The organism is Mycobacterium paraseoulense, from assembly GCF_010731655.1.
GTDB lineage: Bacteria > Actinomycetota > Actinomycetes > Mycobacteriales > Mycobacteriaceae > Mycobacterium > Mycobacterium paraseoulense.
The window spans coordinates 773,899-797,361 of the sequence record NZ_AP022619.1; the positions used below are offsets into that span (position 1 = coordinate 773,899).

General features: G+C 68.2%; 17 protein-coding genes. 16 read left to right on the plus strand and 1 reads right to left on the minus strand.

Annotated elements, in window-relative coordinates; genetic code table 11:
* Positions 1-69 precede the first annotated feature (69 nt).
* Positions 70-1,587 carry a type VII secretion protein EccB gene (gene eccB, locus G6N51_RS03260; RefSeq protein ID WP_083171422.1) on the plus strand — a complete coding sequence of 506 codons (1,518 nt, stop codon included), beginning with the start codon at positions 70-72 and terminating at the stop codon, positions 1,585-1,587.
* The gene (gene eccCa, locus G6N51_RS03265) at positions 1,584-5,747 is read left to right on the plus strand and encodes a type VII secretion protein EccCa (protein WP_083171421.1); all 4,164 of its coding nucleotides are present in this window, start codon (positions 1,584-1,586) and stop codon (positions 5,745-5,747) included. The genes eccB and eccCa overlap by 4 nt, the downstream gene beginning before the upstream one ends.
* Positions 5,748-5,782: 35 nt before the next feature.
* Here the strand turns inward: eccCa and G6N51_RS03270 are convergent, their stop codons facing one another.
* A complete protein-coding gene (locus G6N51_RS03270; protein ID WP_083171420.1) occupies positions 5,783-6,955 on the minus strand; it encodes a cytochrome P450 in 1,173 nt (390 codons plus the stop codon).
* 193 nt (positions 6,956-7,148) lie between these two features.
* On the opposite strand from G6N51_RS03270, the gene G6N51_RS03275 reads away from it, so the two are divergent.
* The 14 genes from G6N51_RS03275 (at position 7,149) to eccA (ending at position 23,294) form a co-directional block, all read left to right on the plus strand.
* Positions 7,149-7,343 carry a ferredoxin gene (locus tag G6N51_RS03275; protein ID WP_083171419.1) on the plus strand — a complete coding sequence of 65 codons (195 nt, stop codon included), beginning with the start codon at positions 7,149-7,151 and terminating at the stop codon, positions 7,341-7,343.
* 465 nt (positions 7,344-7,808) lie between these two features.
* A complete protein-coding gene (locus G6N51_RS03280; RefSeq protein WP_083171418.1) occupies positions 7,809-9,053 on the plus strand; it encodes a PPE family protein in 1,245 nt (414 codons plus the stop codon).
* Positions 9,054-9,220: 167 nt separating this feature from the next.
* The gene (locus G6N51_RS03285) at positions 9,221-9,520 is read left to right on the plus strand and encodes a PE family protein (RefSeq protein WP_007169981.1); all 300 of its coding nucleotides are present in this window, start codon (positions 9,221-9,223) and stop codon (positions 9,518-9,520) included.
* 8 nt (positions 9,521-9,528) lie between these two features.
* The gene (locus tag G6N51_RS03290; protein WP_083176797.1) at positions 9,529-10,749 is read left to right on the plus strand and encodes a PPE family protein; all 1,221 of its coding nucleotides are present in this window, start codon (positions 9,529-9,531) and stop codon (positions 10,747-10,749) included.
* A gap of 459 nt (positions 10,750-11,208) precedes the next feature.
* Positions 11,209-12,453: a PPE family protein gene (locus tag G6N51_RS03295; RefSeq protein WP_163750629.1), complete on the plus strand. Its 1,245-nt coding sequence runs from the start codon at positions 11,209-11,211 to the stop codon at positions 12,451-12,453.
* A gap of 345 nt (positions 12,454-12,798) precedes the next feature.
* Positions 12,799-14,016: a PPE family protein gene (locus G6N51_RS03300; protein WP_269475037.1), complete on the plus strand. Its 1,218-nt coding sequence runs from the start codon at positions 12,799-12,801 to the stop codon at positions 14,014-14,016.
* A gap of 422 nt (positions 14,017-14,438) precedes the next feature.
* Positions 14,439-14,738 (plus strand): PE family protein, encoded by a 300-nt coding sequence (locus G6N51_RS03305; protein WP_007172607.1) that lies wholly within the window; start codon positions 14,439-14,441, stop codon positions 14,736-14,738.
* A gap of 291 nt (positions 14,739-15,029) precedes the next feature.
* The gene (locus G6N51_RS03310; RefSeq protein ID WP_007771418.1) at positions 15,030-15,326 is read left to right on the plus strand and encodes a WXG100 family type VII secretion target; all 297 of its coding nucleotides are present in this window, start codon (positions 15,030-15,032) and stop codon (positions 15,324-15,326) included.
* Positions 15,327-15,376: 50 nt separating this feature from the next.
* The gene (locus tag G6N51_RS03315; RefSeq protein WP_046182844.1) at positions 15,377-15,661 is read left to right on the plus strand and encodes a WXG100 family type VII secretion target; all 285 of its coding nucleotides are present in this window, start codon (positions 15,377-15,379) and stop codon (positions 15,659-15,661) included.
* 87 nt (positions 15,662-15,748) lie between these two features.
* Complete coding sequence (locus G6N51_RS03320) at positions 15,749-16,651, plus strand: ESX secretion-associated protein EspG (RefSeq protein WP_083176786.1); 903 nt, start codon at positions 15,749-15,751, stop codon at positions 16,649-16,651.
* Positions 16,652-16,915: 264 nt separating this feature from the next.
* The gene (gene eccD, locus G6N51_RS03325; RefSeq protein ID WP_083176784.1) at positions 16,916-18,427 is read left to right on the plus strand and encodes a type VII secretion integral membrane protein EccD; all 1,512 of its coding nucleotides are present in this window, start codon (positions 16,916-16,918) and stop codon (positions 18,425-18,427) included.
* Positions 18,405-20,249 carry a type VII secretion-associated serine protease mycosin gene (locus tag G6N51_RS03330; RefSeq protein ID WP_163750631.1) on the plus strand — a complete coding sequence of 615 codons (1,845 nt, stop codon included), beginning with the start codon at positions 18,405-18,407 and terminating at the stop codon, positions 20,247-20,249. Before eccD ends, G6N51_RS03330 begins: the two co-directional genes overlap by 23 nt.
* 19 nt (positions 20,250-20,268) lie before the next feature.
* Positions 20,269-21,465, plus strand: coding sequence for a type VII secretion protein EccE (gene eccE, locus G6N51_RS03335; protein WP_083174289.1), 1,197 nt, complete (start codon positions 20,269-20,271; stop codon positions 21,463-21,465).
* Positions 21,462-23,294 carry a type VII secretion AAA-ATPase EccA gene (gene eccA / locus G6N51_RS03340; protein WP_083174292.1) on the plus strand — a complete coding sequence of 611 codons (1,833 nt, stop codon included), beginning with the start codon at positions 21,462-21,464 and terminating at the stop codon, positions 23,292-23,294. Before eccE ends, eccA begins: the two co-directional genes overlap by 4 nt.
* Positions 23,295-23,463: the final 169 nt, after the last annotated feature.

Consider the following 23,463-nt stretch of genomic DNA (forward strand, 5'->3'; position numbering starts at 1 on the left):
AATTCGCGCTGGATCACGTATTCAAGAGACAATATCCAGGCCTTCTAGCAGACCGGACGGTGAAATAACGTGGCGGAAGAGAGTCGCGGGCAACGCGGGTCGGGGTATGGCCTCGGGCTGTCGACCCGGACCCAGGTAACCGGTTACCAGTTCCTCGCCCGCCGCACGGCGATGGCGCTCACCCGGTGGCGCGTCCGCATGGAGGTCGAGCCGGGCCGGCGGCAGACGCTGGCCGTGGTGGCCTCGGTGTCGGCGGCGATGGTGATCTGCCTCGGCGCCTTGCTGTGGTCGTTCATCAGCCCCTCCGGCCAGATCAACGAGTCGCCGATCATCGCCGACCGGGACTCCGGCGCGCTGTACGTCCGCGTCGGCGACAGGTTGTACCCGGCGCTGAACCTGGCCTCGGCACGCCTGATCACCGGCCGGCCGGACAATCCGCACCTGGTCCGGTCCAGCCAGATCGCCACCCTGCCGCGCGGCCCGATGGTGGGCATCCCGGGCGCACCGTCGAACTTCCACACCACCAGTCCGTCCACGTCGTCGTGGCTGGTGTGTGACACCGTCGCCACCTCGACCGGAGTCGGCGCGCCGTCCGGGGTGACCGTGACCGTCATCGACGGGAATCCCGACCTGAGCAACCACCGCCGCGTGCTGAGCGGGTCGGACGCCGTGGTCCTGAGCTACGGCGGGGACGCGTGGGTGATCCGCGAGGGACGCCGGTCTCGGATCGACGCGACGAACCGATCGGTGCTGCTGCCGCTGGGCCTGACGCCAGAGCAGGTCGGCCAGGCGAAGCCGATGAGCCGCGCCCTGTTCGACGCCTTGCCGGTTGGCCCGGAACTGACCGTGCCGCAGGTGCAGAACGCCGGAGCCGCCGCGTCGTTCCCCGGCGCCCCCGGCCCGATCGGCACGGTGATCGTCACGCCGCAAATCAGTGGGCCGCAACAGTATTCGCTGGTGCTGGCCGACGGCGTGCAGACGCTGCCGCCGTTGGTGGCCCAGATCCTGCAGAACGCCGGGCCGGGCAACACCAAACCGGTCACGGTGGAACCGTCCGCGCTGGCGAAGATGCCGGTGGTCAACAAGCTGGACCTGTCCTCTTACCCGGATGCCCCGCTCAACGTGTCGGACATCCGCGAGAACCCGGCGACGTGCTGGTGGTGGCAGAAGACGGCCGGTGAGAACCGGGCCCGTATCCAGGTCGTGTCGGGCGCGACCATCCCGGTCGCGGCCAAGGACGAGAACAAGGTCGTGTCGCTGGTCAAGGCCGACACGAGCGGTCGCGAAGCCGACCAGGTCTTCTTCGGGCCCGACTACGGCAACTTCGTGGCCGTCACCGGCAACGATCCCGGCGCCAAGACGATGGAATCGCTGTGGTGGCTGACCGATGCCGGCGCCCGGTTCGGGGTCGACGACACCCGCGACGTCCGGGAGGCGCTGGGATTGAAGACGAAACCGAGCCTGGCGCCATGGGTGGCGCTGCGGTTGCTCCCGCAAGGTCCGACCTTGTCGCGGGCGGACGCGCTCGTGGAGCACGACACCTTACCGATGGATATGTCCCCAGCAGGATTGGCGGTACCAAAGTGAAACGCGGGTTTGCCCGGCCGACGCCGGAGAAGCCTCCGGTCATCAAGCCGGAGAACATCGTCCTGCCCACGCCCCTGAGCATTCCGCCGCCGGAGGGCAAGCCCTGGTGGCTGATCGTCGTCGGTGTCGTGGTGGTCGGCCTGCTGATCGGCATGGTCGCCATGACGTTCGCCAGCGGCTCCCACGTCTTCGGGGGCGCCGGCTCGATCTTCCCGATCTTCATGATCGGCGGCGTCGCCATGATGATGTTCGGCGGACGGTTCGGCGGGCAGCAGCAGATGAGCCGGCCCAAGCTGGACTCGATGCGCGCCCAGTTCATGCTGATGCTGGACATGCTGCGCGAGACCGCCCACGAGTCGGCCGACAGCATGGACGCCAACTACCGGTGGTTCCACCCGGCGCCCACCACGCTGGCCGCCGCGGTGGGAACCCCGCGGATGTGGGAACGCAAGCCCGACGGCAAGGACCTCAACTTCGGTGTGGTGCGAGTCGGCGTCGGCATGACGCGTCCCGAGGTGACCTGGGGTGAGCCCCAGAACATGCCGACCGACATCGAGCTCGAGCCGGTGACCGGTAAGGCGCTGCAGGAGTTCGGTCGCTACCAGAGCGTCGTCTACAACCTGCCCAAGATGATCTCGCTGCTCGTCGAACCGTGGTACGCGCTCGACGGGGACCGGGAGCAGGTCCTGGGCCTGATGCGCGCGATCATCTGCCAGCTGGCGTTCTCGCACGGGCCCGACCACGTGCAGATGGTCGTCGTCACCTCGGACCTCGATGAGTGGGACTGGGTGAAGTGGCTGCCGCACTTCGGTGACCCGCGGCGCCAGGACGCCGCCGGCAACGCGCGGATGGTCTACAGCTCGGTGCGCGAGTTCGCCGCCGAGCAGGCCGAATTGTTCTCCGGCCGTGGATCTTTCACGCCCCGGCACGCGAGTTCGTCGGCGCAGACCCCGACGCCGCACACGGTGATCGTCGCCGACGTCGTCGACCCTCAATGGGAATTCGTGATCAGCGCCGAAGGCATCGACGGAGTGACCTTCTTCGACCTGACGGGCTCCTCGATGTGGACGTCGGTCCCCGAGCGCACCTTGCGATTCGACGACAAGGGCGTGATCGAGGCGCTGCCCCGAGACCGCGACACCTGGATGGTGATCGACGAGAAGCCGTGGTTCTTCGCTCTGACCGACCACATCAGCGTCGCGGAGGCCGAAGAGTTCGCCCAGGCGCTGGCGCACTGGCGGCTCGCCGAGGCCTACGAAGAGATCGGTCAGCGGGTGGCCCACATCGGCGCCCGAGACATCTTGACCTACTACGGAATTGACGACCCGGGCCGCATCGACTTCCAGGCGCTCTGGGGCGCCCGCACCGACACGATGGGGCGGTCGCGGCTGCGGGCGCCGTTCGGGAATCGCTCCGACAACGGCGAGTTGCTGTTCTTGGACATGAAGTCACTGGACGAGGGCGGTGACGGTCCGCACGGCGTCATGTCCGGAACGACGGGTTCGGGTAAATCCACCCTCGTGCGGACCGTGATCGAGTCGCTGATGCTCAGCCACCCGCCCGAGGAGCTGCAATTCGTCCTGGCCGACCTCAAGGGTGGATCGGCGGTCAAGCCGTTCGCCGGGGTCCCGCACGTGTCGCGGATCATCACCGACCTGGAAGAGGACCAGGCGCTGATGGAGCGCTTCCTGGACGCCCTGTGGGGCGAGATCGCCCGGCGCAAGGCGATCTGCGACAGCGCCGGTGTCGACGACGCCAAGGAGTACAACTCGGTCCGGCTCAGGATGCAGGCCCGCGGCCAGGACATGCCGCCGCTGCCGATGCTCGTGGTGGTCATCGACGAGTTCTACGAATGGTTCCGCATCATGCCGACCGCGGTCGACGTGCTCGACTCGATCGGCCGGCAGGGCCGCGCCTACTGGATCCACCTGATGATGGCGTCCCAGACCATCGAGAGCCGCGCCGAAAAGCTCATGGAGAACATGGGTTACCGGCTGGTGCTGAAGGCACGCACCGCCGGTGCGGCGCAGGCGGCGGGTGTGCCGAACGCGGTGAACCTGCCGGCGCAGGCGGGTCTGGGCTACTTCCGCCGCAGCCTGGAGGACATCGTCCGGTTCCAGGCGGAATTCCTGTGGCGGGACTACTTCCCCCGCGGGCTGACCGATGACGGCGAAGACGCCCCGGCGTTGGTGCACAGCATCGATTACGTTCGCCCGCAGCTGTTCACCAACTCGTTCACCCCGCTCGAGGTCAGCGTGGGCGGACCGGAGCTCACCCCGGCGGCCATCACGAACGGCGAGGCGCTCGAGGCCGATGAGGCGGGCGACGACGACATCGAGGGCATCAGGGTTCCGAAGGTCGGCACGGTCATCATCGATCAGCTGCGCAAGATCGACTTCGAGCCGTACCGGTTGTGGCAGCCGCCGCTGAACCAGCCGGTTCCCATCGACGAATTGGTCGAACGATTCCTTGGCCACCCGTGGCAGGAGGACTACGGCACGGCGCGCGACCTAGTGTTCCCGATCGGGATCATCGACCGGCCGTTCAAGCACGACCAGCCACCGTGGACCGTCGACACGTCCGGGCCGGGCGCCAACGTCCTGATCCTGGGCGCCGGCGGCTCGGGCAAGACGACGGCACTGCAGACGCTCATCTGCTCGGCAGCGCTGACCCACACGCCCGAGCAGGTCCAGTTCTACTGCCTGGCCTACAGCAGCACCGCGTTGACCACGGTCGCCCGGTTGCCGCACGTGGGTGAGGTCGCCGGCCCGACCGACCCGTACGGCGTGCGCCGGACGGTGGCCGAGCTGCTGGCGCTGGTGCGTCAGCGCAAGAGCACGTTCCTCGAGTACGGCATCGCCTCGATGGAGGTCTTCCGCCGGCGCAAGTTCGGCGGCGAGCCGGGCCCCGTCCCCAACGACGGGTTCGGCGACGTCTACCTGGTGGTCGACAACTACCGGGCGCTGGCCGAAGAGAACGAGGTGCTGATCGAGCAGGTGAACCTGATCATCAACCAGGGCCCGTCTTTCGGGGTCCACGTGGTGGTCACGGCCGATCGCGAATCGGAGCTGCGGCCGCCGGTGCGCAGCGGGTTCGGATCCCGGGTCGAGCTGCGGCTGGCCGCCGTGGAGGACGCCAAACTGGTGCGGTCCCGGTTCGCTAAGGAGGTTCCGGTCAAGCCGGGCCGCGGCATGGTCGCGGTCAACTACGTCCGCCTCGATTCCGACCCGCAGGCCGGTCTGCACACGCTGGTGGCCCGCCCCGCGCTCGGCACCACACCGGGCTACGTGTTCGAGTCCGACAGCGTCATCGACGCGGTCAGTCGCCTCACGACCGGGCAGGCCCCGCCGGTGCGGCGCCTGCCCGCCCGGTTCGACGTGGCGCAGCTGCGGGAGCTGGCGGCGCAAGACACCCGCCAAGGGGTCGGCGCGGGCGGAATCGCTTGGGCCATCTCCGAATTGGACCTGTCGCCGGTCTACCTCAATTTCGCCGAGAACGCGCACCTGATGGTGACGGGCCGACGGGAATGTGGGCGGACCACCACGCTGGCCACCATCATGTCCGAGATCGGCCGGCTGTATGCACCGGGAGCGAGCAGCGCACCGCCGCCGCCTGCCGGCCAGCCGTCGGCACAGGTGTGGCTGGTGGACCCACGACGCCAGCTGCTGACCGCACTGGGTTCGGACTATGTCGAGAAGTTCGCCTACAACCTCGACGGCGTCCAGGCGATGATGGGCGAGCTCGCGGCGGTCCTGGCCGGGCGCGAACCACCGCCCGGTCTGTCCGCCGAAGAGTTGTTGTCGCGGTCGTGGTGGAGCGGCCCGGAGATCTTCCTGATCGTCGACGACATCCAGCAACTGCCGGCAGGATTCGATTCGCCGCTGCACAAGGCCGCGCCATGGGTGACTAGGGCAGCCGACGTCGGGTTGCACGTGATCGTCACGCGCACGTTCGGTGGTTGGTCGTCCGCGGGCAGCGACCCGATGCTGCGGGCGCTGGCCCAGGCGAACGCGCCGCTGCTGGTGATGGACGCCGACCCGGACGAGGGCTTCATCCGCGGCAAGATGAAGGGTGGCCCGCTGCCCCGCGGCCGAGGGCTGCTGATGGCCGAGGACACCGGTGTGTTCGTCCAGGTCGCGGCGACCGAATTGCGGAAATAGGTTTGCCGGTTACCGCTGCGCCGGGGCTGGCCGGATCAGCCCCAGCGCAGCGGTAATTCCTTGAGCGCGAAGCTCTTTGACGGGAATCTGATTTCCGGAACGTAGTCCGCCGGCACGTCGAAGTCGGGGATCTGTCTCAGCCATTCTCCGACGATCACCGTCAGCTCGATCCGGCCCAGGTGGGAACCCAGGCAGCGGTGCGGCCCACCACCGAAACCCCAGTGGCGGTGCACCTTTCCGTCCATGACGAGCTCGTTGACGGATGTGGCGTCGCTATCGTCGCGGTTGACCGCCGCCATGCACAACCGCACCGACGTGCCGGGTGGCAACGTCATGCCGCCGACTTCGACGTATTGGGTGGTGATCCGGGGCGCCACCGGCGCCGACGGTTCCAGTCGTACGATCTCCTCGATGAAGACCCGAATCTGCTTCGGATCGTCGCGAAGCAACTCGCGCAGCTGTGGGCGCCGGGCCAATTCGAGCAGGCAGAATCCGATCGCCGCCGTGACCGTGTCCAGACCCGCCAGTATCAGCAGGTGGCTCATGCCCAGCAGTTCCAGGTCGCTGAAGTCACCGTCACTGGCCATGACCCGCGACAGCATGTCAGAGCCCGGGTTGTGCCGGCGTTGCTGGATCGCGTCGACCAGGTAGGCCAGCAGGTACTTGCCCTGCTCGAGATCGGCCGGGGTGAGATAGGGCTTGTCCGCGACGACGGCGTCCTTCCAGGCGATCAGGCGGTCACGGTCCTCCAGCGGCAGCCCATAGAGGTCCATGAAGACCTGAAACGGGTACAGGCGCGCGAAATCCGCCATCACCTCGCACTTGCCCTGGCCGGCAAGCGTGGCGATCATCTCGGCGGCGTGCCGTTCGAGCACCGGTCGCGACGCGCTCAGTCCGTGCGGGCTGAAGAACGGCTGCAGGATCTTCCGGTAGCGCGTGTGCTGTGGGGGATCGAAAGCCAACGGCAGCACCGGCAATGGGTGGCCGGGAGGCTGAAGTATCGTCGACGAGAAGACCTTGGGGTTGCGCAGCGCCGCCAGCACGTCCTCGCGGCGCGTGATGTAGTAGTGGCCGTTCATGAACACCACCGGCCCCGCGTCGCGCAGCGCCTTCCACCCGACGCCCCGATCCACGGCCATGGGCAGCTTCTCGTAATCGAGCCGCGGAAGGTGGAACGTGCCGTACTGGCCCTCGCCAGGAGTGGTCATGCGCCCAGTCTCCGCCTGTCTGTCTGTCTAGTGGCACACCAATATCGCATCCGCCGCAACGGGACACGAATCGAAGTGCCGGCCGATCGCGCGGTTTCCGGTGGCCGGTGACGGGCCGCACCGTGTCGCGGGCTGCACCGACCGACTAATCTACGACTCGATTTGTTCAGTGAGTCGTCCAGGGAGGACGCCGGTGAGGGTTCGTCTCGACAAGTCGAAGTGCGTCGGCCACGCGCAGTGTTATGCCGTCGATCCGGAATTGTTCCCGATAGACGACTCGGGCTACTCGACCCTCGAAGAACACGAGGTGAGGCCCGAAGACGAGCAGCTGACGCGCGACGGCGTCGCCTCTTGCCCCGAGATGGCCCTGGTGCTCGAAGAGGGCTGACGGCGTGCGCGATAGGCAAACCACCGATGAACAACCGGTTGCCGGACATGAACGCCAGTCGACGGGGAGTGAACATTGGCTGGCCTGGAATGAACAGTTGGCTTCGCGTATCGGCGCACCCGCGGTAACAAACTAATCTCATTGGCGAGCGACAGTTCGGCTATACGCGAGCTGTCGCTCGGTTGCTGACAACGGGGATCAATCGAGGCTTAAGGGTGCACGTTGTTCCTGACCGGACGTCCGAATCGGGTGGCTGCAGGCCACATTTGGGCGCCGCGTCCGGGATATGCAGGATGCACCGGCGAGCCCGTCGGCCGGGGTGGCGGACCGCGAGGTCTGGGTCGATGATTCCCGAGGTCAGGGGCCCGGGGGGTGGCGTTTGCTTACGAAGCCGTGACTACGGCCACCACTGATTCCGATGCGACGGTCGAGATTGCAGAGATCGCGACCAACTGAGGAGAACAGGTGTTTGACTTCGGGGCGTTACCGCCGGAGATTAACTCCGGTCGGATGTATGCGGGTCCGGGCTCGGGGCCGATGATGGTCGCGGCGGCCGCCTGGGATGTGCTTGCGGCCGAATTGGGTACGGCGGCAAGCGGTTACAACTCGATCATCGACGAGTTGACCAACGGGCCCTGGGTGGGCCCGGCTTCGACGTCGATGGTGGCGGCCGTCACGCCCTACGTGAGCTGGCTGACGACGATCGCCGGTCAGGCCGAGGAGACCGCCGGTCAGGCGCGTGCGGCCGCGGCCGCCTTCGAGGCCGCGTTCGCGATGACGGTCCCGCCGCCGGTGATCGCGGCCAACAGGGTGTTGCTGGCGACGCTGATCGCGACCAACTTCTTCGGGCAGAACACGCCGGCCATCGCGGCCACCGAGGCCCAGTACATGGAGATGTGGGCGCAGGACGCCGGGGCGATGTATGCCTACGCGGCGTCGTCGATGACCGCGTCGCAGATGGCGCCGTTCGCGGCGCCGCCGCAGACCACCACGCCGGACGGCGAGGCCCAACAGTTCGCCGCCGTCTCGCAGGCCAGCACGCAGCAGGCCGGCAATACCGCGCAGACCGCCGCCAACACGTCGTCGCAGCTCGCGACGCCGCAGCTGTTGTCGGCCACCACGTCGCAAACGACGCAGCAACTCACGACCGCGGCCACGGCACCGACCACGACCGGTACCTCGCTGCAGGACATTTTGCCTACCCCGAATACCTGGTGGTGGAAGCTTGGTCCCGGTGATTACACCGCGATCATCAAGCAGACGCTGCAGGCGTACTTCGGGGTGGGGATCGGTAACTTCGGCTGGTCGATAGGCCAGCAGTTGACCTTCGGTCCCGGTGGTGGGACCGCGGGTGCCGGCGGTGCCTGGTTCCCGACCCCGCAGTTCGCCCAGTTGGGCCTGGGCAACCTTGGCAACCTGGGCCACACCGCCGGTGCGGTGACCGCTGGTGCCGGACAGGCCGCTCAGGTTGGGGGGTTGTCGGTGCCCCAGCAATGGGCCACGCTGGCCTCCACGGTGAGTCCGGCCGAGGCCGCCGAGGCGGAGGGCGCCCCGATCCAGACCGTGTCGGCCAGCAACCCACCGGGCAACGCCCTGCTGCGCGGCATGCCGACCGGGGCGGTGGGCCGTCGGGCCGGCGCCGCCGCCGGCTATTCGCACAAATACGGCTTCCGCTACAGCGTCCTGACCCGCCCACCATCGGCCGGATAGGGAACGTCCAAGTGAACGGAAGTTGTCCAGTAATGAACAGTCGGCACTAGGGAGGCAAGGCACCGCGTGACCCATCTAATCTCACGAGTAGGCCAAGCCCCCGGTGGGCCCGAAGGCAAACGGATAATCGAGAGCCGGCGAGCCGGGAAAGTAGGGAGGGACTTCAGATGTCTTTTGTGACGACGCAGCCGGAGGCGCTGTCCGCGGCGGCGGGCAGCCTGCAGAGCATCGGCTCGGCGCTCAACGCTCAGAACGCAGCCGCTGCGGCCCCCACCACGGGTGTGGTCCCGGCCGCGGCCGACGAAGTGTCAGCGCTGACAGCGGCGCAGTTCGCCGCGCATGCCCAGATGTACCAAGCCGTCAGCGCTCAGGCGGCGGCGATCCACGAAATGTTCGTAAACACCCTCAGCATGAGCTCGGGGTCGTATGCCGTGACTGAGGCGGCCAACGCGGCCGCGACGGGTTAAAGGAGTCAATGATGTTGGATTTCGGGGCGTTACCGCCGGAGGTCAACTCGGCGAGGATTTATGCCGGTCCGGGGTCGGGGTCGTTGATGACCGCGGCGTCGGCGTGGAATGCGCTGGCGGCGGAGCTGAACTCGGCGGCGCTGAGCTACGACAAGATCATCACGGCGCTCAGCAGCGAGGAGTGGATGGGCCCGGCGTCGGCGGCGATGGCCGCCGCGGTGCAGCCGTACGTGACCTGGATGACGACGACGGCCGCCCAGGCCGAGCAGGCGGCCACCCAGGCGCAGGCGGCCGCGGCCGCTTATGAGGCGGCGCTGGCCGCCACGGTGCCGCCGCCGCTGGTCGCGGCCAACCGAGCGCAAACCATGCAGCTGATCCAGACCAACGTGCTGGGCCAAAACACCCCGGCCATCACGCAGCTAGAAGCGCAGTACGGCGAGATGTGGGCCCAGGACGCCGGCGCGATGTACAGCTATGCGGGCCAGTCGGCGACGGCGACCAAGGTGACACCGTTCAGCGCGTCACCCCAGATCGCCAGCCCGTCGTCTCAGGCCACCCAGGGCGCGGCCGTCACCAACGCGACGACCAACAGCACGGCCAGCAACACCGCGTCCGCGCTGTCCAAGGTGGTCACCACGACGCCCAACACGCTGCAGACCGCGGCGACGCCGGCCGCGTCGGGGCCGCCCCCGGCAACGTACAGCGAACTGTGGTATCTGCTGACCGGGCAGACCGCGTTCCCGACCAGCCTGGGGGCCGCCGTCAACGGCTACAGCCCGTTCGCCAGCTTGTTCTACAACACCGAGGGTCTGCCGTACTTCAGTGTCGGTATGGGCAACTTCGGTGTGCAGATGGCCAAGACCCTGGGCGTGATCGGCGGCGCGGCCCCGGCGGCGGCCAAGGCCCTGCCCGGCCTGGGCGGGCTGGGTGGCCTGCTCGGCGGTGGTGCCGGCGCGGTGCACCCGGCGGCGGCCATCGGCGGTGCGGCCTCCATCGGCGGCAAGCTGTCGGTGCCGGTGGCCTGGACCGGCGCCCCGGGGCTTCCGGCCATGACCCACTCGGCCATCCCGGTCAGCGCCATCAGCGCCGCACCCGAGGGGGCCGGGGGACCGGGCAACCTGCTCGGCGGCATGCCCCTGGCCGGGGTGGGCAGCGGCACCCACGCCGGTGCCGGACCCCGATACGGGTTCCGCCCCACCGTCATGGCCCGCCCCCCCTTCGCCGGATAGCCGTCCACAGCACGCCAAAGACGCTTTAGCGCGCGAAAAGTGCCGCGCTGAAGCGTCTTTGGCGTGTGCTGCCGGACGGGACTCGCCGGCGCGGATCTTGCGCGCCCGCTGAGCGGGCCGTTGCCGTGGTGAGGTTTTCTGCGGCCGGATTTTTATCGGGTCCGCAGGGATGATCCGCGCGTAGATGCGCGGCCCGCCGGGCATGAGTGGTCCGGCTGGCGCCGGGTTTCCGCAGGTGGTCGCATGGGTTCTCGACGCGACCGACCGCCGGTGTGCATTCGTGCCCGCGCCGCGACGCCGGCCGCGCAGCCCATAAACCATCCGCGCGGTCCGCTAGCGGACAGCGCCGAGGCATCGCGGCAACTTAGCCTTCGCAACATGCAAGCAATCGCTTGACCGTCATTCGACGAAGACCAGTTGCGGGGAAAACAGATGCCGTTCGAACCGGGCGTTTCGTAGGTGTTTGACTTCGGGGCGTTACCGCCGGAGATTAACTCCGGTCGGATGTATGCGGGTCCGGGCTCGGGGCCGATGATGGTCGCGGCGGCCGCCTGGGATGTGCTTGCGGCCGAATTGGGTACGGCGGCAAGCGGTTACAACTCGATCATCGACGAGTTGACCAACGGGCCCTGGGTGGGCCCGGCTTCGACGTCGATGATCGCGGCCGTCACGCCCTACGTGAGCTGGCTGACGACGATCGCCGGTCAGGCCGAGAAGACCGCCGGTCAAGCGCGTGCGGCCGCGGCCGCCTTCGAGGCCGCGTTCGCGATGACGGTCCCGCCGCCGGTGATCGCGGCCAACAGGGTGTTGCTGGCGACGCTGATCGCGACCAACTTCTTCGGGCAGAACACGCCGGCCATCGCGGCCACCGAGGCCCAGTACATGGAGATGTGGGCGCAGGACGCCGGGGCGATGTATGCCTACGCGGCGTCGTCGATGACCGCGTCGCAGATGGCGCCGTTCGCGGCGCCGCCGCAGACCACCACGCCGGACGGCGAGGCCCAACAGTTCGCCGCCGTCTCGCAGGCCAGCACGCAGCAGGCCGGCAATACCGCGCAGACCGCCGCCAACACGTCGTCGCAGCTCGCGACGCCGCAGCTGTTGTCGGCCACCACGTCGCAAACGACGCAGCAACTCACGACCGCGGCCACGGCACCGACCACGACCGGCACCTCGCTGCAGGACATTTTGCCTACCCCGAATACCTGGTGGTGGAAGCTTGGTCCCGGTGATTACACCGCGATCATCAAGCAGACGCTGCAGGCGTACTTCGGGGTGGGGATCGGAAACTTCGGCTGGTCGATAGGCCAGCAGTTGACCTTCGGTCCCGGTGGTGGGACCGCGGGTGCCGGCGGTGCCTGGTTCCCGACCCCGCAGTTCGCCCAGTTGGGCCTGGGCAACCTTGGCAACCTGGGCCACACCGCCGGTGCGGTGACCGCTGGTGCCGGACAGGCCGCTCAGGTTGGGGGGTTGTCGGTGCCCCAGCAATGGGCCACGCTGGCCTCCACGGTGAGTCCGGCCGAGGCCGCCGAGGCGGAGGGCGCCCCGATCCAGACCGTGTCGGCCAGCAACCCACCGGGCAACGCCCTGCTGCGCGGCATGCCGACCGGGGCGGTGGGCCGTCGGGCCGGCGCCGCCGCCGGCTATTCGCACAAATACGGCTTCCGCTACAGCGTCCTGACCCGCCCACCATCGGCCGGATAGCAGCGCTGATGACCACCCGCCGTTCGCTTTATCCGCGACAGGATTTTTTCCCGGGCGCTTTACGCCCCGGCCGCGCTGAGCCAGCGGCAGCGAGGCTCGCGCTTCGCTCGGTGACGCCGCTGGGAGATCGCCACGCGTGTCTTGTTCCAGCTCATGGCCCGCAAGCGACCCGTCGCCCAACATCTGCCCAATTCTCCGCGACCGGAGCGCGGCAACCAGCCGAGCGACGCTCGCGCCCGGTCACAGCCGTGACCACCGAATTCACGGGCGGGCGGCCGATCACATTCGCACTACCGTCAGTGGCTACTCGAAGCCAAGCGGCCACAACGGGTTAAGGGGTATTCGGTGTTGGATTTTGGGGCGATTCCGCCGGAGGTCAATTCGGCGAGGATTTATGCCGGTCCGGGGTCGGGGTCGTTGATGACCGCGGCGTCGGCGTGGAATGCGCTGGCGGCGGAGCTGAACTCGGCGGCGCTGAGCTACGACAAGATCATCACGGCGCTCAGCAGCGAGGAGTGGATGGGCCCGGCGTCGGCGGCGATGGCCGCCGCGGTGCAGCCGTACGTGACCTGGATGACGACGACGGCCGCCCAGGCCGAGCAGGCGGCCACCCAGGCGCAGGCGGCCGCGGCCGCTTATGAGGCGGCGCTGGCCGCCACGGTGCCGCCGCCGCTGGTCGCGGCCAACCGAGCGCAAACCATGCAGCTGATCCAGACCAACGTGCTGGGCCAAAACACCCCGGCCATCACGCAGCTAGAAGCGCAGTACGGCGAGATGTGGGCCCAGGACGCCGGCGCGATGTACAGCTATGCGGGCCAGTCGGCGACGGCGACCAAGGTGACACCGTTCAGCGCGTCACCCCAGATCGCCAGCCCGTCGTCTCAGGCCACCCAGGGCGCGGCCGTCACCAACGCGACGACCAACAGCACGGCCAGCAACACCGCGTCCGCGCTGTCCAAGGTGGTCACCACGACGCCCAACACGCTGCAGACCGCGGCGACGCCGGCCGCGTCGGGGCCGCCCCCGGCAACGTACAGCGAACTGTGGTATCTGCTGACCGGGCAGACCGCGTTCCCGACCAGCCTGGGGGCCGCCGTCAACGGCTACAGCCCGTTCGCCAGCTTGTTCTACAGCACCGAGGGTCTGCCGTACTTCAGTGTCGGTATGGGCAACTTCGGTGTGCAGATGGCCAAGACCCTGGGCGTGATCGGCGGCGCGGCCCCGGCGGCGGCCAAGGCCCTGCCCGGCCTGGGCGGGCTGGGTGGCCTGCTCGGCGGTGGTGCCGGCGCGGTGCACCCGGCGGCGGCCATCGGCGGTGCGGCCTCCATCGGCGGCAAGCTGTCGGTGCCGGTGGCCTGGACCGGCGCCCCGGGGCTTCCGGCCATGACCCACTCGGCCATCCCGGTCAGCGCCATCAGCGCCGCACCCGAGGGGGCCGGGGGACCGGGCAACCTGCTCGGCGGCATGCCCCTGGCCGGGGTGGGCAGCGGCACCCACGCCGGTGCCGGACCCCGATACGGGTTCCGCCCCACCGTCATGGCCCGCCCCCCCTTCGCCGGATAGCCCCGACCGACGGCTCGCCAGGATGACCTAGGGGTTAACAGAGAGGGTCGGACACGGGTCGGCGCTCCGCAGTTCCGGGCCCGCCGCGATCAGCCGTGGGGCCATCGCGGGTGGGCCGTCCACCCGTTGCTAGCGGATCGTCGGGACATAATGGCAAACAGATTTTTAAGGGGCTTGCCCTGCGGCAGCGCCCCGGCCGACGTCGACCAGGTTCTTTACCCACCGACTCCGTCACAGTTTGCTGTGACGGAGCTGAAAGGGAGGCGGTCCGGGCCGGACGCTGTTACTGTGGCGTTACTAAAAATGAATTCGTCGTACCGTCACGTGAACAGTTGCAAACAGGCGGCTTCCGAAAGAGCTTCGCAGGCCGCGGTCATCTACTCTCTGCAGAGTCGGGGATTGAACTTAGGAGGGAATCAGGCATGTCTTTCGTGACCACACAGCCGGAGGCGTTGGCTGCGGCGGCCGGAAACCTGCAGGCCATTGGCTCAACGCTGAGCGCTCAGAACGCGGCTGCCGCCGCCCCCACGACCGGGGTGGTTCCGGCTGCGGCCGACGAGGTGTCGGCGCTGACGGCGGCGCAGTTCGCGGCGCACGCGCAGATGTACCAGGCGGTCAGCGCTCAGGCCGCCGCCATTCACGAGGCGTTCGTGAACACTCTGTCGATGAGCTCGGGCTCCTACGCTGCGACCGAGGCAGCCAACGCAGCTGCTGCGGGCTGATCGGACCGGCGGTTGGATGGTTTGGGGACGGACGTCATCGACGTGGTCTTCCGCCGCCTGACCGCCCAGCTACCGATGATCTCGGGGGCTGACGGCCGGACAACTCAAACGCCGGGGTTCGGGTTTGACGTCCGTCTCACCGTGTTACAGCGACCGGTGGCCGCCGGCTGACGGGAAGGGGGGATCATCCTTTTGTATTCGGCTCGGCGGTTCGCCAGCGCGTAACCGGTCCGGCCATCGTCGTAACCACATCAAGTATCTGAGTACTCACGTATTAAGGAGACAGCCAGCATGGCAACACGTTTTATGACTGACCCGCACGAGATGCGGGCGATGGCGGGTCGCTTCGAGGTGCACGCCCAGACGGTTGAGGACGAGGCCCGCAAGATGTGGGCGTCGTCGATGAACATCGCCGGCTCGGGCTGGAGCGGTCAGGCGCAGGCGACCTCGTACGACACCATGGGTCAGGTCAACCAGGCCTTCCGCAACATCGTCAACATGCTCCACGGGGTGCGCGACGGGCTGATCCGCGACGCCAACAACTACGAGCAGCAAGAGCAGGCCTCGCAGCAAATCCTCGGCAGCTAGCGCTAAAAACCGCGACTGCGTACCATTCCAGACATTAGGAGAACACCGTTATGACAATCAATTACCAGTTCGGCGATGTCGACGCCCACGGTGCCTTGATCCGCGCCCAGGCCGCGTCTTTGGAGGCTGAGCACCAGGCCATCGTTCGCGATGTGCTTGCTGCGGGTGACTTCTGGGGCGGCGCCGGTTCGGTGGCCTGCCAGGAGTTCATCACCCAGTTGGGTCGCAACTTCCAGGTGATCTACGAGCAGGCCAACGCCCACGGGCAGAAGGTGCAAAGTGCCGGCAGCAACATGGCCAGCACCGACAGCGCCGTTGGGTCCAGCTGGGCCTAACCCCAACTTCAGGCGCGGCAGCACACCACACACCGGTGTGCTGCCGCGTCCTGCGGTTACCGTGCACTTTGAACCCTTGAGGTAGTGATGGACCAACAGACCGCCCGCACCGACATCACCGTTAACGTCGACGGTTTCTGGATGCTCCAGGCTCTTCTGGACATCCGGCACGTCGCGCCGGAGTTGCGCTGCCGGCCATTTGTTTCTACCGACTCGAGCGACTGGCTCAACGAGCATCCCGGCATGGCGGTGATGCGCGAGCAGGGCATCGTCGAAAACGACCAGGTGAATGAACATGTGGCCGCTCGGATGAGGGTGCTCGCCGCGCCGGACCTCGAGGTCATCGCCCTGCTGTCGCGGGGCAAGCTGCTCTACGGCGTGGTCGACGACGAAAATCAACCACCCGGTTCGCGCGACATACCCGACAACGAGTTCCGCGTGGTGCTCGCGCGTCGTGGTCAGCACTGGGTGTCGGCGGTGCGGGTCGGCAGCGACATCACCGTCGATGACGTCGCCATCGCCGACAGCGCATCGATCGCGTCCCTGGTCTTGGACGCGCTGGAGTCGATACACCACGCCGAACCCGCGGCGATCAATGCGGTGAACGTGCCGCTGGAGGAGATGCTGGAAGCGACGAAGTCGTGGCAGGAGTCGGGCTTCAACGTGTTTTCCGGCGGTGACCTGCGGCGCATGGGCATCAGCGCCGCCACCGTGGCCGCGCTGGGACAGGCCCTCTCGGATCCGGCTGCCGAGGTCGCGGTGTACGCGCGTCAATACCGGGACGACGCGAAGGGGCCCAGCGCCTCGGTGCTGTCGCTCAAAGACGGTTCCGGTGGTCGCATCGCCCTCTACCAGCAGGCGCGGACGGCCGGGTCGGGCGAGGCCTGGCTGGCCATCTGCCCGGCGACCCCCCAGTTGGTGCAGGTGGGCGTCAAGACCGTGCTGGACACGCTTCCCTACGGCGAGTGGAAAACCCACAGCAGGGTCTGACATTCGACGAAACATAAAGTTCACCAATGTCTTTGCACTCAACATGCGGTTGAGAAGCCAACACGGCATACTTCTCTAAGAGATTCAGCAAATCTCTAACCACTGTCACGACAGGTTTAATCGCAAGGCGGGGTAGATGGAATTCGGAATAGTCGAGCTGCACTTTCCCGGGGGCCGCAGCCCCTCGGAAGGCGGGCCGGCGCACACCCTCGCCCGGCTGGCGGCGCGGGGTTACACGTTCACGACGGTAAGGGGTTCAGGGCGATGACTGCGGTTGTTGAAGCGCTACAGCCTGACGTTGAGGGGATTTCGCAGCCTCGGGCGGTCGTGGTCGGCGTCATGGCCGGGGCGGGCGTACAGATCGGCGTCCTGCTGGACGCCAACGCCCCCGTCTCGGTGATGACCGAGCCGCTGCTGAAGGTGGTGAACAGCCGCCTCAGGGAACTCGGCGAGACCCCGCTGGAGGCCACGGGCCGCGGCAGGTGGGCGCTCTGCCTCGTCGACGGCAGCCCCTTGCGGGCCACCCAGTCCCTGACCGACCAGGAGGTCTACGACGGCGACCGGCTGTGGATCCGGTTCATCCAGGACACCGAGCATCGCTCACAGGTCATCGAGCACATCTCCACCGCCGTCGCGGCGGACCTGAGCAAGCGGTTCGCCGCGATCGACCCCGCCGTCGCGGTGCAGGTCGGCGCGTCGATGGTGGCCGCGGGCGTCACCGCCGCCTCAGGCTTGCTGCTCTGGTACCGGTGGCACCACAACTCCTGGATGCCGACGGCGTACTCCGCGGTGATCGCCGCGGTGGTGCTGGGCGTTGCGCTGATGCTGCTGATGCGGGCGCGCACCGACCAGGATCGCCGCATCGCCGACATCATGCTGCTGAGCGGCCTGGCGCCCCTCACGGTCGCCGCCGCGGCGGCTCCGCCCGGGGGCGTCGGTTCCCCGCATGCGGTGTTGGGCTTCGGCGTGCTCACCATCGCCGCGATGCTCGCCGTGCGTTTCACCGGCCGCCGGTTGGGGCTCTACACCGCGCTCATCACCGTCAGCGTGGTCACCGCGCTTGCGGCGTTGGCGCGCATGGTCGCGATGACCAGCGCCGTGACGCTGTTGACCAGCGTCGTCCTCCTGTGCGTGCTCGTCTATCACACCGCTCCGGCGCTCTCGCGCCGGTTGGCCGGCATCCGTCTGCCGGTGTTCCCCTCGGCGACCAGCCGGTGGGTGTTCGAGGCCCGGCCCGACCTGCCCACCACCGTGGTTCGCTCCGACGGTGGACCCCCGGTCCTCGAGGGGCCCGCGTCCGTGCGCGACGTCCTGGTGCAGGCCGAGCGCGCCCGCTCCTTCTTGACGGGCCTGCTGATCGGGCTGGGCGTGCTGATGGTCGTCTCGTTGACGGCGTTGTCGGACCCCCACACCGGCCAGCGCTGGCTGCCGCTGCTGCTGGCCGGCTTCAGCGCCGGGTTCCTGATGTTGCGCGGACGCTCCTACGTCGACCGCTGGCAGGCGATCACCCTGGCCGTCACCGCCGTGCTCATCGTCGGTGCGGTGGTGGCGCGGTACGCACTCGTGTTGCAGTCGCCCCTGGCGGTGTCCATCTGCGCGGCGATCCTGGTTCTGCTGCCGGCGGCCGGCCTGACGTCCGCGGCCGTGGTGCCCAACACGATCTACAGCCCGCTGTTCCGCAAGTTCGTGGAATGGATCGAATACCTCTGCCTGATGCCGATCTTCCCGCTGGCATTGTGGTTGATGAATGTCTATGCAGCTATCCGCTACCGGTAGTAGCAAGGTGTGGCGAGGGCGCGCATCCGCTGCGGCCCTCGCCGCAGTCTTGCTCGCCTCAGGAGCATTGGCCGGCTTGCCGCCCGCCTATGCGATTTCGCCGCCGACGATCGACCCGGGCGCGGTCCCGCCCGACGGTCCGCCCGGGCCGCCGGCGCCGATGAAACAGAACTCGTACTGCACCGAGGTCGGGGTGCTGCCGGGCACGGACTTCCGGTTGCAGCCCAAGTACATGGACATGCTGAACCTGCAGGAGGCATGGCAGTTCGGCCGTGGTGCCGGCGTGAAGGTGGCCGTCATCGACACCGGCGTGAGCCCGCACCCGCGGTTTCCCCACCTGATCCCCGGCGGTGACTATGTCATGGGCGGTGACGGGCTGTCGGACTGTGACGCGCACGGCACCATCGTCGCGTCGATGATCGGCGCCGCCCCGGCCAACGGCGCGGGGCTGCCACCGGCCGCGCCCCGACGGCCGGTCACCATTCCCACCACCGAACCGCCACCGAAAGCGCCGCCACCCCAGACGGTGACGCTGTCGCCCCTGCCACAGACCGTGACGATGGTTCCGCCGACCGAGGAGCCGCCGCCGGGACCCTTCGGGCTGCCGCCAGCGGCCCCACCGCCGCCGCCGCAACCGGCGGGTCCGCCGCCGGGACCACCGCAGGGCGGGGCTCAACCGGCGCAGCCCGGCGGGCAGGCTCCGGCGGGCAACCGCGCGGGCGGCACGGTGACGATCCCAAGCTATGCCGGCGGCGGCCACGTGGTCCGGGTTGACAACCCGCGCCCACTCGACCCACCGCCGCCCCCGCCCCCTCCGCCGCCGGCTCCTGCGGCCGGTCCCGACGCGTTCAGCGGCATCGCGCCGGACGTCGACATCATCGCGATCCGCCAGTCGAGCCAGGCGTTCGGCCTCAAGGACGCCTACACCGGCGACGAGGACCCGCAGACCCGGGCGAAGATCGACGACGTTCAGACGATGGCGCGGGCGATCGTCCACGCCGCCGACATGGGCGCGCAGGTGATCAACATCTCGGATGTGACCTGCATGAGCGCACGCAACATCATCGACCAGCGCGCGCTGGGCGCCGCGGTGCGCTACGCGGCCGTCGACAAGAACGCCGTCATCGTGGCCGCGGCGGGGGACACGAACAAGAAGGACTGCAAGCAGAACCCGCCGCATGATCCGTTGCAGCCCAACGACCCTCGCAACTGGAGCTCGGTCACCACCGTCGTGACGCCGTCCTGGTTCAGCGACTACGTGCTGACGGTGGGGGCGGTCGACGAAGACGGCCGGCCGTTGACCCAGGGCAACCAGGGCCAGGCCTCGACGAGCGTGGCCGGTCCATGGGTGGGCATCGCCGCACCGGGCACCGACGTGGTCGGGCTATCGCCGCGGGACGACGGCGTCATCAACGCGATCGACGGGCCGGACAACACGCTGCTGGTTCCGTCGGGCACCAGCTTCTCGGCCGCGATCGTGTCCGGCGTCGCCGCGCTCGTTCGCGCCAAGTTCCCCCAGCTGTCGGCATACCAGGTCATCAACCGGTTGACCCGCACCGCGCGCGCACCCGCGCGCGGCGTGGACAACCAGATCGGCCACGGCATCGTCGACCCGGTGGCGGCGCTGACGTGGGACGTGCCCGAGGGGCCGTTGAAGCCGCCACAGCAGCTTTCGGCGCCACTCAACATTCCGAAGCCGGCCCCGCCCCGGGATATGGTGCCGGTGTGGGTGGCCGCCGGGGGCTTGCTCGGGGCGCTATTGATCGGTGGGGGCGTGTTTGGTACGGCGATGCTGATGAAGCGATCGCGGAAGCAGCAATGAGGGCGGAGCAGCAACGGTCATGAAAGCTCAGCGCAGAATCGGGTTGTCGTTGTCGTGGCCACGGGTCACGGCGGTGTTCCTGGTCGACATCGCGATCCTGGTGGTGGCCAGCCACTGCCCGGAGTCGTGGCAGGGCACCTATCGCATCGCGTTCTGGGTGGGTGTCGGCCTCGCGGCGTTGATCGCGCTCTTGTCGTTGGTCACCTACCACGGCATCACGGTGACGTCCGGTTTGGGGACTTGGCTGTGGGACTGGTCCGCCGATCCGGGCACCGCCCTGGGCGCGGGCTGCACGCCGGCGCTGGACTACCAGCGCCGATTCGGCCGCGACAAGGTCGGCGTGCGCGAGTACGAGGGCCAGCTGGTGTCGGTGATCGCCGTCAACGGCGGCGAAGACGACCCGGCCTCGCGGCACCGACACCGCACATCGCCGCCCACCCTACTGGTGCAGGCGGTGGCTGATGGGTTGCGGCAGTTCGACATTCACCTCGACGACATCGACATCGTGTCGGTCAAGGTGCGCCGTGGCGGCAACGCCGCCGAGTTGTCCAAGCTCGACGACTGGGGCCCCGAGGAGTGGGAGGTCGCCAACGGTGAGCCCACCTCGTACGTCCGCCGGACGTGGCTGGTGTTGCGGATGAACCCGCAGCGCAACATCGCCGCGGTCGCGGTCCGTGATTCGCTGGCCTCGACGTTGGTGGCGGCCACCGAGCGGCTTGCCCAGGATCTCGACGGACTCACTTGCGCCGCAAGGCCGTTGACCGCCGAGCAGCTGGCCGAGGTCGACCGCGCGGTGCTGGCAGACCTGGAGCCGACCTGGAGCCGGCCCGGCTGGCGCCACCTCAAGCATTTCAACGGCTTCACCACCAGCTTCTGGGTGACGCCCGCCGACATCACCACCGACACGCTCGACGAGCTGTGGCAGGCCGACACGGTCGCCACCGTGCTCACCATCCGGCTCACCGCGCGCGCGGGCCGGCCGCAGGTTTCGGCCTGGGTGCGCTACCACACCGAGAAGCGGCTGCCCCGCGACGTGTCGGCCGGCCTCAACCGCCTCACCGGGCGCCAGCTGGCCGCGGTCCGCGCCAGCCTGCCCGCCCCGGCACCACGCGCCCCGCTTGTCGTGCCGAGTCGCGGACTGCGTGACGACGACGACTTAGTGCTGTCGGTCGATCAGCTGCGAGGGAGCCCGGCCGGCGTGCCCGTAGCGCAATGACGCGGCCGCAATCGACCGCTGAGGGCGCCCGCAACGCGATGGTCGCGGGCCTGTTGGCATCCGGGATATCGGTCAACGGGCTGCAACCGAGTCACAACCCGCAGGTGGCGTCGCAGATGTTCACGACGGCCAGCAACCTGGACCCCGGGATGTGCGACGCCTGGCTGGCACGGTTGCTGGCGGGGGAGCGGAGCATCGAGGTGCTCGCCGGCGCCTGGGCATCGATCCGGACGTTCGGGTGGGAGACCCGCCGGCTCGGGGTCACCGATGTGCACTTCCGTCCCCAGGTCTCCGACGGCTTGTTCCTGCAGCTGGCGGTCACCAGTGTCGAGTCACTCGCGTGTGCGTACGCGGCCGTTCTCGCGGAGGCCAAGCGCTACGAGGAGGCCTCCGAGCTGCTCGACGGGATCGAACCCCGCCAGGCGTTCGAGCAGGAGCTGGTGGACTACGTGCGGGGTGTGCTGTATTTCCGCACCGGCCGGTGGCCGGATGTGCTCAATCAGTTCCCGGAGGGCAAGGTCTGGCGTCAGCCCGAGCTGAAGGCCGCCGGCGCGGCGATGGCAACCACCGCGCTGGCTTCGCTCGGCGTCTTCGAGGAGGCGATCCGGCGCGGCCAGGACGCGATCGAAGGAGACCGCGTCCCGGGCGCGGCCAACATCGCCCTGTACACCCAGGGGATGTGCTTGCGGCATCTCGGCCGCGAGGACGAGGCCGTCGAACTTTTGCGCCGGGTGTATTCGCGCGATCCGAAGTTCAGCCCGGCCCGTGAGGCGCTGGACAACCCGAACTATCGACTGGTCTTGACCGACCCGGAAACCATCGAGGCGCGCACGGATCCGTGGGACGCGGACAGCGCGCCGACCCGGGCGGAGACGGAGGCCGCCCGCCACGCCGAGGAGGCCGCAAGATACCTCGCCGAGGGTGACGCCGAGCTCAACGCGATGCTGGGCATGGAGCGGGCCAAGCGGGAAATCAAGCTCATCAAGGCGACGACGAAGGTGAACCTGGCGCGCGCCAAGATGGGCCTGCCGGTGCCGGTGACGTCTCGCCACACCCTGCTCTTGGGACCGCCCGGCACCGGAAAGACGTCGGTGGCGCGGGCCTTCAGCAAGCAGCTGTGCGGCTTGACGGTGCTGCGCAAGCCGGTGGTGGTGGAAACCAGCCGCACCAAGCTGCTGGGCCGATACATGGCGGACGCGGAGAAGAACACCGAGGAGATGCTCGAGGAAGCTCTGGGCGGGGCCGTCTTCTTCGACGAGATGCACACGTTGCACGAGAAGGGTTACCAGCAAGGTGATCCCTACGGCAACGCGATCATCAATACATTGCTGTTGTACATGGAGAACCATCGCGACGAACTCGTGGTCTTCGGCGCGGGGTACGCCAAGGCGATGGAGAAGATGCTCGACGTGAATCAGGGTCTGCGGCGGCGTTTTTCGACCGTCATCGAGTTCTTCAGTTACACACCGGACGAGCTGGTCGCCTTGACCCGGTTGATGGGCCAGGAAAACGAGGACGTCATCACCGAGGAAGCCGCCCACTCGCTCTTGCCCTCGTACACCAGGTTTTATCTCGACGAGAGCTACTCCGAGGACGGGGACCTGATCCGCGGCATCGATACGCTGGGCAACGCCGGTTTCGTGCGCAATGTGGTGGAGAAGGCCCGCGATCATCGCAGCTTCCGGCTGGACGACGAGGACCTCGATGCGGTGCTCGCCAGCGACGTCACCGAGTTCAGCGAACGCCAGCTCTTGCGGTTCAAGGAGCTGACCCACGAGGATCTCGCCGAGGGCCTGAGCGCCGCGGTCGCCGAGAATAAGACGACGTAAACCGGCGCCCGATCGCGCCGGGGAGTGCGTCGGGAAATCGGACGTTCGGCAACGTCATATCGCGCGTCGCGAGGTCGCCGTGGCTCCCGAAAGGCTGGGCTGAACAGCGGAAATGGGCCTCCCAGGAAACTGTCAGCAGCTAATCAGCGGCGCGGCCGTGTAGTCCGTT